The organism is Undibacterium sp. GW821-FHT11B02, from assembly GCF_058808955.1.
This window is the reverse complement of the sequence record NZ_JBXASD010000001.1, coordinates 459,935-475,562: the sequence shown is the minus strand read 5'-3', so window position 1 is coordinate 475,562 and position 15,628 is coordinate 459,935. Positions and strand designations below refer to the sequence as shown.

Sequence of the window (15,628 nt, the reverse complement as noted above, 5' to 3'; positions counted from 1 at the left end):
ACCCAGACTTCCGCAAATCGTTGATGGACTTGCGGAAGCTGTCTGGACATTACGATTACTTCAATGTCCATGCAAACGCCAGGTCATTCCAGCCTGGTGTGGCACCAGTCTGGAAGCGACATGCTCTCAAGGCCTGCAGCGATGCTTTGTCGAGTTTGCGAAAACCACTGGAGGCTACAATTTTTGCGTCGACAACAGCACCTTGTTTGTCCACCATGTAACTGAGTTTTACCAGACCTTCTTGTTCGTCAATCAGGGCACGCAGATCATAAGATGGCACTTCGCAACCGGACTCGGAAAATGGGTTGCGGGTTTCCACGGCAAATGCCGGAACGGTAACCAAAGCAAAAGCCAGGGTGGATACCAATGCATAGAGGCGGAAGTGTGGGGACATAATAAACTCCTGAAAATAAAGAAAACAATCGATGAATTTGCTGTTGCCCTTTGGGCATTGACTGCCACTAAATCGAGCAGATGTGTGCACTATACGTCGCGCTGATGCAGCCAAAAAATCAATAATTCGTATAGGCATTATTTCCAAAAAGTATAATTGCTGCGCCGCACCAATTCAGAGCAATTGTCTTGTTGCTATCCTCCTTGAAACTCTCCTTGCTTGTGCAAAATGGGCTGTAAAGCGCGCCATTGTTGCGTTTTCTTTTCATGATGGTGCAAAAAACGGCAGGTATCGCCACGAAAATATTTTTCGTTTTTTTGTAACAAGATGATTCAACTGAGCAAATTTTTTTCATAGGTGCCTGGAGTGTCTGTATTTTTCATATTTCTTTTCACCTGACACGGGATGATAAAATTACTAAAAAGATAATTTTTCATTCGCTCTATTTCGAAATCTGCCTCCATTCATAACTTGAACGTAAGCTAAAAAAGCTTTCGTTTTGTCACGGCGTTGTATGACGAGCAGTTGCCGTAAAGATATTTGCCTGAAATCAATGTTTTCACGGTAGCGTTAATCATCTTCAGGTTAGAATTGCCATCAGTGTAATAGTGAATACCCATGACCAATTCACCCTGCTTCGTTAACCCAAATGCTTTATTTCACTGAAATTTGTTGAATTTGTGCAAACACTACAAGATTTTTTACAGCGTTGGCAGCAGCAAGGAATCTATACCCGGCTATTTGTACCCATTTTTGTCTTGATATTTGCCGTCAGTGGTTTGCGCTACCACATGCTGATTGACGCTGAAATTCTGGATGCTCGCCAAAGGTCAGAGGCAGAGCTGCGTCATTCTTTCCATTACCTGATCCCGGTATTGAGCACCCTGTCAGTTCAGGGCGATAGTAAGGGCATACACACCATCCTCGAACAAGAGGTGCGTTCCAGCCCCTTGATCGCCCGCATTGTCTGGAACGATGGCAAGCGCGAAGTCGTTGGGCAAGATCAACATCTTGAACCGGCGGCCATACCAGCGTGGTTTAGTGCCTTGCTGGCGTTGTCTGCGGAAACTTTTGCACATGAAGTTCGCCTGAACAATGGTGATGTCGCGGTATTGCGGCTAGATACTACGGTCGAGCATGAAAAAGAACACATTTGGGGAAAATTCATTGCTCAGGCAAAAATTTCGCTGGGTATCATTTTCACCATTTATTTTTTGCTGGGCCTGATCCTGCGCTCAAATGCGAGAACCGTGAGCCGACTGACCAATGCGACGGAGCAATTCAAGAAAGGCCAGCATGCGGTGCGGATGTCCGTATCCGGTACGGCTGAGGCCCGTGCACTCGCCACGACTTTTAATAGCATGGCCAATGAAGTGCAAACGCTACTGCAGACCTTGCAGCATAGCCAGCGCGAAAACAGTGAGCAATTGCATTTCACCTGGCAATTGTTGAATGCCTTGCCCATTCCGATTTTCTTTCAGGACCAACATGGTGTTTGCAGGCGCGTGAACCATGCATGGGAACAGATGTTTGAGCGCATGGCAGAAGACGTTGTTGGTCAACCCATGCCGGTACTTTTTAGTGGTGACGTTGTACCGGATACGGCATCGGCGGTGGATGCAACCGATTCCATCAAAAAGGTGACTGAAGCCAGATTGCGTGTTGCCGATAAGGATCTGGACGTCATCTTTTACCAGGCCAGTCTGACCAATGTCGATGGCGAAGCCGCTGGCAGTGTCGGTGCCCTGATTGACATCAGTGAACGTAATCAGGCACAGGCTGCATTGGCGGCGGAAAACGAAAAAGTGGAAACCACATTGGCTTCTATAGGTGATGCCGTTATCAGTACGGATGTTGATGGTCACATCCTGATGCTCAATAAGCTCGCGCAGCAATTGAGTGGCTGGAGCAGGGCTGAGGCATGTGGGCATCATTTGCAGGACGTATTTTTCCTGGCCGATTCTGCCAGCCGCATTGGATTGGGTGAATTTGTCAACAATATCTGCAACAGTGAAGACATTATGCAGGCCAGCAATCAGATACTGGCCGCACGTGGCGGCAAACAAATAGAGGTCGATTACACCGCTGCACCGATACGCCAAAAAGACGGTGGCGTTACCGGTTGTGTCCTGGTGTTTCGCGATGTCAGTGAACGTCGGCAACTGATACAGCAATTGTCCTGGCAGGCGGGCCACGATGTATTGACGGGCCTGGAAAACCGGGCCGCACTGGCAGACCGTTTTAGTCTGGCGATCAATACCGCGCGTGAACAACAGTGCTGGCTGGCCGTCTGTTTGCTTGATCTGGATTATTTTCAGGTCATCAATGAAAAATATGGGCATGAATTTGCCGACAAATTATTGCAACAGGTAGCGCGTCGCCTGGAGATCAGCGTGGGGACGAGCAATAGTGTCGCCAGATTGGGTGGTGATGAATTTGTCGTGCTATTGCACAACCAGACCAATGTCGCCGGGGTGGAACTGAACCTGGCGCTGTTGCTGGCAGAATTGGCGCAACCCTACGAAATTGAGCAGCGCGCGGTCAGCATGTCTGCCAGCATAGGTGTGGCAATATATCCGCGCGATGATATCAATGCTGATACGCTGTTGCGCTGCGCTGATCAGGCCATGTATCAGGCAAAACTGAATGGACGCAACCAGTTTCACCTGTTTGACGCTGAGCAGGACCAGCAATTGCGCACGCATCACAATCAGCGCGCGCGCGTCAGGCAGGCTTTACATCAGAGCGAGTTATGTCTGTATTTTCAGCCCAAGGTGAATATGCGACTGGGGCACGTGACTGGTATGGAAGCGCTGCTGCGCTGGCAGCACCCCGAACACGGCATCGTCGGCCCGCTGGAATTTTTGCCGCTGATTGAACATACGGATCTGATTATTGATATCGGCGACTGGGTCTTGCAGCAGGCCATGCAACAGTTGCGCTTATGGAATCGTGAACACCGGACCTGGATTGTCAGCGTGAACATCGCTGCCCGGCATTTCCAGAGTCAGAATTTCTTGCCACGTCTGCGAAAAATTCTGGCTGACTATCCGGATGTTGCGCCTGAGCGTCTGGAAATAGAAATTCTGGAATCTGCTGCCATACAGGACATTCAACATGTACGCGAAGTCATGCTGGCGAGTCAGAAACTGGGCGTGAGCTTTGCACTGGATGATTTCGGCACGGGATATTCTTCCCTGTCTTACCTCAAACGCCTGCCGGCCAACACCTTAAAAATTGACCAGAGTTTCGTGCGCGATATGTTGGACGACAAAGATGATCTGGCGGTCATCAGTGCAGTCATCGGCCTGGCGCGTGCTTTTAATCGCGAAGTGATTGCTGAAGGGGTAGAAAGTCCGGAACATGGGGTCGCCCTGATGCGACTTGGCTGCATGCTGGCCCAGGGCTATGGTGTGGCGCGGCCAATGCCGGCGCTGCAAGTCAGTGACTGGGCAAAAAATTATATAGTGCCTGCAATATGGGGTGCGGGTAAAGATCTGCAATGGGAAGGTGCCTGACTATGCTGAAGGCAGGCAGCGTAATATGAGACGTGGGCAGCAGACAGACGTAAAAAAAACGAATCATTGAGATGATTCGTTTTTTTTGGGGCAGTATGATTACTTCGTCGGGTACTTGATCGTCATTTCCTTCAATACATTGTCAGCATGATCGACTTCGCTCATGACCCACAGCATATAGCGGATATCGACATGGATGGCTCTGGTGATAGCACTGTCAAAATACCAGTCCTTGGTGATGGATTCGTAAGTTGAATCAAAATTCAAGCCCACCAACTCACCATTCTTGTTCAGCACGGCAGAACCGGAATTACCACCTGTTGTATCCGCCGTGGACAGGAAATTTACTGGCACCGTATTCAGTACCTTATCCTTGAATATGCCATAGTGTTTGTCCTTGATACTGGCCAGCAGATTGACAGGCGCATCAAAAGGCGATTTACCGGTATCCTTTTCCAGTATGCCTTCCACCGTCGTGAACGGTCCCTTGCTGATGCCGTCGCGTGGTGTGTATGGCGCTATTGTGCCGTAGGTGACGCGCAAAGTGGAGTTAGCGTCGGGATACACGGGTTTGCCGAGTGACTTCTTCCAGGCAATGACAGCCTGCATGTATAGCGGAATGATGCGTTCAAGATTGCCATCGACCTCTTTGCGCTGGTTTTCCAGCATCATGCCAGTCTCGTGCAGCTTGATCGCCAGGCGAATGAAAGCATCGTCCGATGCTTCAAATGCAGTGCGGTCTTTACTCATCCAGTCCAGTCGTGTTGCGGTGTTACTCAACTGGCTTTGCTGGTACAGGCTGACCACGCTTTCCGGTGCAGGCAGCAAGGTATCCAGCCCCGCCGGATGGGCTTGCGCCGGTAATTTGTTATAGCGTTGCAGGGCTGCCGTAAAGCGCGCCTGATCGACATTTGGTAGGTAGGATTGTTCGAGACGGTTCAGACGCGCGGCGATGAAAGGCAATTCGCGTTGCTGATAATCGCTATCCCGCTCAACATCCGGTTTTTCGCTTTCGATGGCGACGCGGTACAGCGTCTGTGCACTTTTCAGCATCTCAGCGGTATGGACGATGGTCCACGCGGTCTCTTGTTCGGACAGTGCCATGTCACTGGCGATGACTGCATCCAGTTCCGGCAGTAAATTCTTGTTGTCGCCATGTTGTTTGTACCAGGCGCGGAAATCGGCGTCCTGGCCATCCTTAATGGTTGCCAGGTCCTTGCGGGCAAAGCCTGCCAGCAAGCCTTCGGTCTTTTTCAAACCGTTATTGATACCTTTGACCACACTGGCGTACCGCACTTCGGCAGACTTGTTGCCTTCGGTGGCGGCCTGGATGACGGTAATATCGGCCTTGGATTCAGCCACCTTGGCCGGATAGCTATGGTCGCGCGCAAAGCGGATTTCTGCTGGCAATTTATAACGGCTGGTGCGTCCGGGGTAACCCGCCAGCAAGATGGGGTCACCATTCTTCAAACCTTGTGCTGACACCACCAGGAAGTCTTTTGACTGATAAGGGATATTGTCGGCTGACGGGTCAGCAGGGCGACCATCCTTGCCTACATAGGCGCGTAAAAAGGCATAGTCACCTGTATGGCGCGGCCATTCAAAATTATCGATTTCGCCGCCAAAGTTGCCAATCTTGTCGGATGGCGCATACACCAGCCTGACATCACGTATCATCATCTGGCGTATGCGGTAATACTCCAGTCCACGATGGAAGCTGGGTACGGAACAACGATAGGCTTTGTCCTGTTCGCATTCAGCAATCAGGGCCTTGATGCGGTTTTCCACCTGTTCATGGCGGGCGCGGCCAGACATGTCGGCGGTCAGCCCCTTCAATACCTGCTCAGTGACGTTTTCTACCTTGTCGGTGATGTACATGTGTGCATCCGGGCCGGCAGGCAATTCCTCTGCCTTGGTACGGGCCAGGAAACCCTCGCTGATGTAATTCTTTTCAGCGCTGGAATTTCTTTGTATGGCCTTGTAAGCACAGTGATGATTGGTCACGGCCAGACCGCTGTTTGAGACGAAAGAAGCAGAACAGCCGCCCAGCGACACGATTGTATTCAGCGGGTGCTTGCTCAAATCCGCCAATTTTTCAGCTGGTATGTTGATGCCTATACGTTTGAGCTCGGATTTTAATTGTGGCAACTGATGCGGCTGCCATTGACCTTCGTCAGCATGGGCATATGAAAAAGTGCCAGCAACGGCTAGCACGAGGGTGATAACTTTGAACAAATTGGTCTCCAACGGGATAAAACATAGGGTGGCGGTATAGTCGCACCATTTACAGAAATTAGCTGATTAGGACTTACGCAAAACCGCCTCAGCTGTGTTACAGCTCCTTGCTGGGACGATTTTGCGTAAACCCTACTGACATAAGGCGAAATACACAGATTTTCAGCCGTATTCTCTGTTTGCAACAAAGAGGGACACCAGAAAATAGCAGTCTTTTACAGACATATGTCTACAGATTTAGTTCCAGCTTTGCACGACAACAATTGAATATGATCTTAATTATTTCACTTAATGGAATAATGAATTATAAATTATGAGGATTCTCTTCCTTCCGCTAATGATACACAGTAGATGCTGCTTACCCATCATCTACCTGAATGGAAACCATCATGTCCCGCGCATTTGCCGATATTACTTTTACACCCAGTGTCAAAGCAGCACAAAGCCTGTATGGTAGCCGCGAAGCCAATCTTGGTTTTGAACTGACAGACGAAAAGCGTGATCATTTGGTGGAGCGCGATACAGACTTCCTGCAAGCACGGGACAGTTTTTATCAGGCGACGATTTCGGCAAATGGATGGCCTTATGTACAACACCGGGGCGGTCCGGCTGGCTTCTTGAAAGTGTTTGATGCAAAGACCATCGCTTATGCCGACTTTTCAGGTAATGCGCAATATCTGAGTGTGGGTAATCTGTTTGCGAATGACAGGATTTCTCTGATCGTCATGGATTACGCAAGACGGCGACGCCTGAAAATTTGGGGGCGGGCTCGTATCGTCCATGAAAATGAACAGCCCGACCTGATTGCCAGGTTGGCGATGCCAGAATACGGTGCTGACGTTGAACGTGCAGTCGTCATTTCGGTAGAGGCTGCTGAATGGAATTGTCCGCGCCATATTACGCCCCGGTTTACGGATAAGGAAGTGCAGGGGATGATGGCAGCATTGCTGGAAGAAAACCGCCTGTTGAAAGAACGCTTGCAGCCGGGTGCGGCTATAATGGGCAATCCCAAGTAAAGACAGTGACCATGAAACTCTATCGTTATCTGACCGGCCCTGACGACAAGGCATTTTGCATGCGTGTATCTGAAGCACTCAATAAAGGCTGGACTTTATATGGGGGACCAACCCTGAGTTTTAATGGCAAGGAAACGATAGCCGGTCAGGCTATCATCAAGGAAGTGGACGGTGAATTTTCAACCGGTCTGGACTTGCCTTCGATGTAATGCTGGCAGCACCACTGGATAATGTGGGTTTGCAGCCGTACTTGTCATTTGGTCTGGTCTTTACTTCCTATTCATGAAACAGCAACTCGATCAATTTCCTTCAGCACTGGAAGCGGTTTTTCTGGTCGCCTTTTTGATGGGTGCGGAATTTCTCATCAACGCCACATTTTACGATATGCGTTCTGTGCTGGGGATGGACCCTGCTCACATGATAGGCATCGTCTTTCTGTTGGCCAATGCGGTGCTGTTTACAGTGCTGCTGCACTACAAAAAGATGACTTATTCATCTCTGTTTCATGCATCCCGTACTTCGGTCAGGGCCACTGTTAGTTTATTGGGTGTGCCGGTATTGATGCTGGTGCCGGCATTATCATTACTCATCATGGTGATGGAAGAAATCCTGGTATGGTGGCTACCGGTGTCGTCCGGGCAGCAAAAGATTTTTGACCAGATGATGTTGAGCGGTTTGTCGTCTATTGTCACCGCCTGCCTGATCGCACCGGCGGTGGAGGAAATGCTGTTTCGCGGGATTATCCTGCGTAGTTTTTTAAATCAGTATTCGCGCTGGCAGGCAATAATCGGGTCAGCTCTGCTGTTCGGCTTTGCACACCTGAATATTTACCAGTTCTTTGCTGCTTTCCTGCTGGGTTGTCTGTGCGGCTGGCTGTATGAGCGCAGTCGTTCCTTGTGGCCTGGCATGATTTTACATGCCAGCTACAATAGCCTGGCCATGCTGCTGGAACGGCTGGCGGTATCCGGCGAAGACTGGCAACCGGCACCACGGCATTGGTTCATCGCCATCATCTTGTTTGTCATTGGTGCTGGCTTGTTGCACAAATTGCTAAAAAAACGGACTTTGCCAGTAACAGAACAAATTAATTAGGACGTGTTGACAACTGAGGGGGCAGACACAAATCCTTCCCCCTTGGTTTTTAGTCCGGCTGCATTTCGCGTTTCAGGCGACGCTGTACTTCCCAGTCCAGTTCGGTTTCACGTTTCTTTTCCAGTGCATCGATATGGCGCAGTTTCTTGCCTTCGACAAATTGACCGGACAACAGCAGACGTGGTTTGCTTACTGCCGACACCATGCCATGTGTCGCCCAGCGTGAACGTGGCAGAGTGGTGCCAGCCAGGATGCCGTAATCGCTGCCGCAACTGATGCCTTTTTCACCAATTACGGATTCACCCGACTTGATGTACTTGGCCGCATAAATCGTTGCCTTGGTAGCAATCCAGCGTCCGCAATGGATTTCACCACGCAGGCTGCTGATCTCGCCCGTTGCACGCAAGCTGCCCCAGGTACTGATATCGCCCTGACTGCACAGGCTGTCCACTTCCAGATTGCCCTGGCAAATCACGATGGCAGCAAACAGGCTGCCTTCCACCTGGACATCGGTTTCGCTGAATAATTCACCCTGACAATTGCAGTCACCGGCGACATGAATACCGGCAGCAGACAGATGTCCGCCGATGAACTGGATTTCACCGGCTTCCAGTACGTCGTCAAGTTGCACATTACCGTGGCAGTCCAAGTCGGCACAAGTCAGATAACCCAGTGCCTGGATATCGCCATAACCACCAAAGGCATCATGATGATCATGACGTGCCAGGATGGCCGGATGCACCAGTTGGTGAATGAAATTGCTCTCACCCGCCACAGGCTTGCGCTGATCCAGTTCCAGCATGCGCGCCATCCAGTCGGCGCTGCAACCGGTCTTCAGCAGGTATTCCACTTCGATATTGCCACCCACATCCAGCGTATGGCCAACATACAGCGATTGCACACGGATATCGCCGGTCACGGTCAATTTACCCAGGCAAAATACTTCTTCTGCCTCCAGGTCGCCATCAATCAGGCAGTCGCCACCAACGATAAGCTGGGTAGTGATCAGCGCATCACCCTGTACATGTACGTCACCCGTGCTGGCAAATTGCTTGCGTTTCAGGCGTGTGGTTTGAACCGGTAAGGGCGCAGGAAGAATGGCGGGCACGGTAATTTTACTGGCCACAGTGGCAGTGCGCTTGGACATGGTAAGCCTTGCAAGAAGAATGGTAATCGGAGAAAGCTAAAACGAGAATACAGCGGAATACGGCGGCATTATCCCAGAGTTTTGCCGTCAGTCTCCATTTGGGCTGACGGTATTGGCGGCGTTGCCAGCCAGCTCAGGATGGCAAGGCATCCAGCCTGCCAGCTTCTGCCAGCTCGCGGATGATGCGTACAGTTTCCACATCCGCCTCGTGATAGGCTGATTTGCGGTATTCGTTATACATATCATTTTCAGCATCGTGCTGGGCGCTTTGGCCATTGTCATAGCTAAAACGCACAAACAGGGCCTGTGGCTGCGGTTCTTCTATACTCATGCGCAGGGTGGAATGCGGAATTTCCTTTTGTGCTGCCACGTCGTAATGCACATGCTCCAGATGCACAAAACTGACACGGTCGGTGACTTCTAGCTCACCATATTTCAGTGTACGCGTCATACCGGCTTCAGTGCGCTCCATGATCAGGGCATCATCCAGATAAGACACAAACATTCTTGGCATTTCTGCCCTTAATACCAGACCACGCCACAATTGCTCGCGGGTGATGACTTCTATCATGGGATTACTCAGATCATTGATTTCAACCAAATGCTCAAATTTCATAGGCCACCTTTTTTCAGTAAGCCATAGTTTACCTCGCCGGCCCGGCATTGTGAGCAAATTCTCAGTTAGCAGGCCTTGCCTTCATAGCAATATGATAGCAATTTAACGGCTCAAGACCTTGTTGACCAGATCCATGAATTGCTGATAACGGATGGGTTTTGCCATATAGGCATCACAACCCGCTGCCATAAAGCGCTCTTCGTCGCCATGCATGGAAAATGCGGTTAATGCCATGATACGGATGCGTGCAGTGCTCTCGTCCGCCCTCAGCAGGCGGACAGCTGTCATGCCGTCAATACCAGGCAATTGCATATCCATCAAGATCAAATCCGGTCGCCGTTCTTTGGCATAGCGCAGACCTATTTCTGCATCGCTGGCCTGCAATACTTCGTGACCGGCATTGTTGAGCAGAAATGAGGCCAGTTTCATATTGACAGGATTGTCTTCCACGATCAGTACGCATGCCATGTCATTTCCCCCTGCCAGCCATTGCGCGTCTTACTTCGCCGATGAAACGGCCGTGATTGAATTCAGATTTTTCCATTACTTTTTTGACATCGCCATTCAGGCGCATCTTGTCTTCAGTGGTAATTTGTTTAGCTGTCAGTATCATAACGGGAATACTGGCCGTGCTGGTATCCGCCTTCAAAGCTTCAACCACGTCGAAGCCATTTACTTCGGGCATCATTAAATCCAGTACGATCAGGTCGGGTCGCATGTGACGGGCGGTATGTATACCTTCTTGTCCACCCAGGGCAGACAAGGTGCGGTAGCCGAAACTGTCCAGATAAGTCGAAATCAACTGGATTGCCTTGGGGTCATCATCGATGATCAGTGCGCTTAACTGATGCCCACCATTGTTGCAGGCAAAACCCAGATGTGTCAGGGCAGCATTCAATGTTTCCCTTGAGACGGGTTTTTGCATGACTTGTGCTGCACCCAGCGACATGCCGCGGCCACGGTCAGCCACGATGGAAATAATGACCACAGGTACCGATTCAAACCGGGTCTCTTGCTTGAAGCGATGCAGGAATTCCCAGCCATCCATGCCGGGTAATAAAATGTCCAGGGTGATCAGGTCCGGACACTCGTGTTCTGCCAGTGCCAGCGCGCTTTCTGCCGAGCTGGCGCGTACGACGCGAAAACCTTCGCTTTCCAGTTGCAGACGCAGTACTTCGGCGGCATGGTCGTCGTCTTCAACCACCAGTGCCATCAGGGTGCCGCTGGGGGTAAGCTCGACTACTGGCATGTGACCGCTGGATCCTGATGTTCCCGGTGTTTCCAATAGCGACGTGCTGTTGGCAATGGCAGTTATCTGCCCGGCAGAACGCCAGGGCAATAGCACCGTGAAAGTGGACCCTTTACCGGGTTCGCTATGCAGGGTCACGCTACCGCCATGTAATTCTGCCATACGCCTTACCAGTGCCAGGCCCAGTCCTGTACCCTGATGACGGCGTGCCAGGCCGCTGTCGATTTGCGTAAAGGGCTGGAACAGGCGTGCCTGCCCCTCCGCTGAAATACCGATGCCCGTGTCACTGACCTTGATTTCAAGATATTGGGTATGCGGATCAGCGGGGACCTGGCTGTCCACGCGCCGCGCCGCAATACTGACTTTGCCACCTTCCGGTGTGAACTTGACCGCATTCGACAACAGGTTATAGATGATTTGTTTGAACTTGACTTCATCCAGCCAGGCTTCGCCCAAGTCTTCCTGTACTTCTGCACTCAGATGCAATCCCTGTATCAGCGCCTGCTCACGCACGATTTGCAGGCTGGCCTGGATGAGCGGAGCAATGGTGACAACGTCGAAATTGACATTCATTTTTCCAGCCTCGATCTTGGACAGGTCAAGGATGTCATTGATCAGGCTTAACAAATGTTTACCGCTATTAAAAATATCGCTGACGCCTTCGCTTTGCCGGGCATTCAATTCTCCCATCAAGCCATCTCTGAGGATTTCGGAAAAACCGATAATGGCATTCAAGGGAGTACGTAATTCATGCGACATATTTGCCAGGAATTCGGATTTCATCAGGCTGGCCTGTTCCAGTTGCTGATTTTTCGCGGCAATTTCTTCGCTGCTGGCGCGCAGGCGGTCAGCCAGTAATTTCAGGTCGCTGTATTGACGCAGATTGTGCAAGGCGACACCCAGTTGTATGACCAGTTTCTCCAGAAATGCCTGGTCGCTATCGGTCACCTTGGCTGTTGCGGCCAACACCAGCACGGCCAGGCGGCGTTCCTGATAGGCAACAGGTAGCATCAATACCTGCGCCGGAGCAAAATCTGCCAGCCCGGCCTGCAGATTCAGATAGCCGATATCCAGGAAATTGATTTTGCCGCTGAGAGCTGCCTGCCCCAGCAGACCCTCACCCAGTCCAAATTGACGTGGCACTTCACGACCCAGGCCATGTGCTGCTTCACAGCGGAACTGTGCATTCCATTCATCAAAAAAATACAAGGCAGATACGGCAAAATTGTGGCGTTCGGCCAGCAGGGCCAACAAACCTGAAAAAATTTCCTGACGATCGAAACTGTTGGCAAACAGGGTTTGTGCTTGTACCTGAGTATCATCATAGAGGGCTGCCGCTCGCAACTGGCGTTCCGTGCGCATGAATTCGGTGACATCCACGTTCACTGACAGGCCACCTATGATGGCCCCGTTTTCGTCACGCAAAGGGGCGGTGCTATTTGATATGGTTTTGCGGCTGCCATCAAAGCAGCGTATGTCCGCCAGTTCATCAAGAATGATTTCGCCGTTTCTTAAGGTACGCACCAACGCCCATTCGTCCGCAGCAATGCGTTTGCCACTATCTGGCCACCAGCCTACATATTCGCCATACTGTTCCATGCCAACATGGCGTGCCCCGGCCCAGATTTTTTCACCACAGGGGTTGATCTGTGTCAGCAAGCCTTCACGATCTGAAATAAAGACGCCTACCGGCAGGATATTCAGTATCTGCTTGAGCAGGGATTCACTGTCGTGAACGGCTTTCTCGGCCGTTGCGCGATGTTTGACATCAATTTTGACCTGTTGCCATAACAAAAACCAACCTAGCAAAGTAATCACCACCATCAGGGCGCCGACATTGCGTGCTTGCAGCGAACTCTGTTCGACCTGCCTGGTGCGTTGACTAAGTAGTACCTGCTCTTCCTGTTCCATCAGCCGGATTTGTTCCAGCAGGGTTTCCATGACTATGCGTGGTGTTCCGCTAATCAGTCTTTTCCGGACCGCATCAAAGCCGCCATTCTTGTAGACGAGCAAGGTCTGATTGAGGGTGCTTAGTCTTTCGTCCAGTTTTCGTGCCAGTACCTTGCTTTGCAATAGCTGGCGAGGGTTGTCGGCAGTAAGTTCAGTTATTTTTTTCATCGCTGCCAGCACCTGGGCTGACTGTGCTTCGCGCTGACCAATGAAGGAGGCATCGTCGGTGATGAAATACAGTCTTTGCACGCTTTCCAGTTCCAGCACGCCGGACTTCATATCATCCAGCGCGCCCATGACCAGATAAGTGTGTTCTACCCAATAGGAATTATCGCGGTAATCCTGTAAGGCGCGGTACAGTTGCCATCCTGCCGTGAATAGAAGCACCAGACCAAGGCCCAGGCCGGTGAGCAATCTGAATTCAGTACTGGTTTTTTTCATGTGCTTTTCCCGGGGCGCTAGGTCGTGTCATTTCCATTGTATGTTGAGTGTGGGGAGGATGATCACCTGTATTCATGCATCCGGCGGACGTCCAAGACTGGGTTCGGGGGCAAAAGCAATCAGTGTACCGGCAGTCAGTTCCAGCACAAAATAATCCAGTCTGCGGTTGATGGCTGAGCGGTGTTGCAGACGTTGGCAGCGTGGGCCGTGTAGTGCATTCAGCAAGGCGGTGGGTAAGTGTGCCATGGTTGCGCCACTCTCCGCCACGGCTTCTTCCATCTCCTGCAAAAAACGTCGCGCCGGTGCATTTGACTGATTGATATTACCATTCACCAGCAATAATGCACCCACTGGCAAATGATGAATTGCAGCGGCAGCCATGTCCTTGTGGATAGAATGCATGAGCGCATCTAGTACACGGAAAGCATGAGCACTTTCGGCATTTGCCAATATACCCCGGTATTCACGCAAAAGACGTTGTTGTTCCCGTCTTTGGGTCACATGTTCCAGTGCCTGTTGGACAGTATTGATCAATTCTTCATCACTACAGGATTTGACCAGCAGGCGGCAAGGCTGGACTTGGTTCAGTACCTGCAATACTTGCGGATGCTCAGGATGACTGGTCAGGATCAGGCTGGCCATGTCGTCGTGGTTTGCATGCATGTCTTGCATGAAATCACTCACGCCGACATCTGTCGGTTCGCCGATGAGCAGGGTGATATGCTGACTGCTGATCAAGCTGGCAGCTTGCTTGCAGTCGGAGGCAATGAAGAGGGGCAATTGCAAAGGCTGTAGTAATGCCGGTAACCTGATTTGCAGACCGACATCGGCGTCAATGAGCAAAATACCAGAATCAAGGTCAGGCATCGCCATGTTGCTCATAGATGGCGGCAAAACGACTGGCCTGTGCTACGAAGCAGGACAGCACGGCAGGATCAAAATGTTGAGGTTCCGTGCGCCCATCGCCTTGAGTGATAATGTTCATGCTGCGTTGATGATCAAACGGTGGTTTATAAGGCCGGCGGCTGCGCAGCGCATCATAGACGTCGCAGATTTGCATGACGCGGGCTGCAATGGGAATGGCTTCACCTTTCAAACCATTTGGATAGCCACTGCCATCCCAGCGTTCATGATGGTTGAGCGCGATTTCCGCCCCCATCTCGGTGTACGGTGAGGTCCCGCTGGCCAATATGCTGGCTCCCAGCGCACAATGGGTTCGCATGATGTTCCATTCATCCCCTGTGAAGCCGCCTGCCTTAAGCAGTATGTGGTCGGGGATACCTATCTTGCCTATGTCGTGCATGGGGCTGGACTGGAAAATGGCATCATGAAATTCCAGCGGTAAATCCATCGCTCTTGCCAAGGTTTTACAGTAGTGACTGATGCGGCGCACATGGTGGCCGGTTTCTTCATCCTTGTGTTCGGCGGCACGCACCAGGGTAAATACGGTTTCGCGATACGCGTCTTCCAACTGGCTAGTGCGTTGTTTGACCTGTTCTTCCAGCAGGTGATTATGTTCATTCAGGAAATCCCCATATTCCTTCAGTCTGAGCAGGTTACGCACCCGCACGCTGAGATCGGCACGGTCTACGGGCTTTGACAAGAATTCTTCGGCACCTGCCTGCAAGGCGCGCAATTTTGAATTGCGGTCGTCCAGCGCTGTCAGCATGATGACTGGTATGTGCTGGGTTGCTGGATCGGCTTTGAGCGCGGTGACGGTTTCAAAACCGTCCATGCCGGGCATCATGATATCCATCAGGACCAGGTCAGGTGGGGAGGTGACTGCCATACTTAATGCATCGCGCCCGTTGCTGGCGGCTATAGTTAGATAGCCCTCTGACTGCAAGAGCAACTGTAATAGCTTGATGTTTCTTTCTTCATCGTCAACAATAAGGATACGAGCGGGTTTTAAATCTTTCATAAAAGTATCCCTCCTGTACTGAGAATAGTCCGAACTTGCATAATTGTCT

At 51.0% G+C, this 15,628-nt stretch carries 12 protein-coding genes; 4 read left to right on the top strand and 8 right to left on the bottom strand.

Features of this window, described 5'->3' with window-relative positions; all coding sequences use genetic code 11:
* Positions 1 to 55: 55 nt before the first annotated feature.
* Positions 56 to 394, bottom strand: coding sequence for an energy transducer TonB (locus AC1RVX_RS01995; protein WP_493214893.1), 339 nt, complete (start codon positions 392 to 394; stop codon positions 56 to 58).
* Positions 395 to 1,074: 680 nt separating this feature from the next.
* Between AC1RVX_RS01995 and AC1RVX_RS01990 the strand changes: the two genes are divergently transcribed.
* Positions 1,075 to 3,912, top strand: a complete 2,838-nt coding sequence (locus AC1RVX_RS01990) for an EAL domain-containing protein (RefSeq protein WP_493214892.1) — start codon at positions 1,075 to 1,077, stop codon at positions 3,910 to 3,912.
* Between the two features lie 99 nt (positions 3,913 to 4,011).
* On the opposite strand, the gene AC1RVX_RS01985 is transcribed toward AC1RVX_RS01990, so the two are convergent.
* Entirely contained in the window at positions 4,012 to 6,147 is a 2,136-nt protein-coding gene (locus AC1RVX_RS01985) for a S46 family peptidase (RefSeq protein ID WP_493214891.1), read from the bottom strand.
* Positions 6,148 to 6,536: 389 nt separating this feature from the next.
* Here AC1RVX_RS01985 and AC1RVX_RS01980 point away from each other — a divergent pair, with 389 nt between their 5' ends.
* From AC1RVX_RS01980 to AC1RVX_RS01970, 3 genes are all read left to right on the top strand, one after another.
* Entirely contained in the window at positions 6,537 to 7,163 is a 627-nt protein-coding gene (locus tag AC1RVX_RS01980; RefSeq protein WP_493214890.1) for a pyridoxamine 5'-phosphate oxidase family protein, read from the top strand.
* Positions 7,164 to 7,174: 11 nt separating this feature from the next.
* The gene (locus AC1RVX_RS01975; RefSeq protein ID WP_493214889.1) at positions 7,175 to 7,372 is read left to right on the top strand and encodes a DUF1737 domain-containing protein; all 198 of its coding nucleotides are present in this window, start codon (positions 7,175 to 7,177) and stop codon (positions 7,370 to 7,372) included.
* A gap of 73 nt (positions 7,373 to 7,445) precedes the next feature.
* The gene (locus AC1RVX_RS01970) at positions 7,446 to 8,255 is read left to right on the top strand and encodes a CPBP family intramembrane glutamic endopeptidase (RefSeq protein WP_493214888.1); all 810 of its coding nucleotides are present in this window, start codon (positions 7,446 to 7,448) and stop codon (positions 8,253 to 8,255) included.
* 49 nt (positions 8,256 to 8,304) lie between these two features.
* Here AC1RVX_RS01970 and AC1RVX_RS01965 read toward each other — a convergent pair whose 3' ends face one another.
* The 6 genes from AC1RVX_RS01965 to AC1RVX_RS01940 form a co-directional block, all read right to left on the bottom strand.
* Positions 8,305 to 9,402 (bottom strand): polymer-forming cytoskeletal protein, encoded by a 1,098-nt coding sequence (locus tag AC1RVX_RS01965; protein WP_493214887.1) that lies wholly within the window; start codon positions 9,400 to 9,402, stop codon positions 8,305 to 8,307.
* Between the two features lie 133 nt (positions 9,403 to 9,535).
* Entirely contained in the window at positions 9,536 to 10,018 is a 483-nt protein-coding gene (locus AC1RVX_RS01960) for an SRPBCC family protein (RefSeq protein WP_422973828.1), read from the bottom strand.
* Between the two features lie 102 nt (positions 10,019 to 10,120).
* Positions 10,121 to 10,486, bottom strand: coding sequence for a response regulator (locus tag AC1RVX_RS01955; RefSeq protein ID WP_493214886.1), 366 nt, complete (start codon positions 10,484 to 10,486; stop codon positions 10,121 to 10,123).
* Between the two features lies 1 nt (position 10,487).
* Complete coding sequence (locus AC1RVX_RS01950) at positions 10,488 to 13,658, bottom strand: response regulator (protein WP_493214885.1); 3,171 nt, start codon at positions 13,656 to 13,658, stop codon at positions 10,488 to 10,490.
* 72 nt (positions 13,659 to 13,730) lie between these two features.
* Positions 13,731 to 14,525 (bottom strand): response regulator, encoded by a 795-nt coding sequence (locus AC1RVX_RS01945; RefSeq protein ID WP_493214884.1) that lies wholly within the window; start codon positions 14,523 to 14,525, stop codon positions 13,731 to 13,733.
* Positions 14,518 to 15,579 carry a response regulator gene (locus tag AC1RVX_RS01940; protein WP_493214883.1) on the bottom strand — a complete coding sequence of 354 codons (1,062 nt, stop codon included), beginning with the start codon at positions 15,577 to 15,579 and terminating at the stop codon, positions 14,518 to 14,520. The genes AC1RVX_RS01945 and AC1RVX_RS01940 overlap by 8 nt, the downstream gene beginning before the upstream one ends.
* Between the last annotated feature and the right edge of the window lie 49 nt (positions 15,580 to 15,628).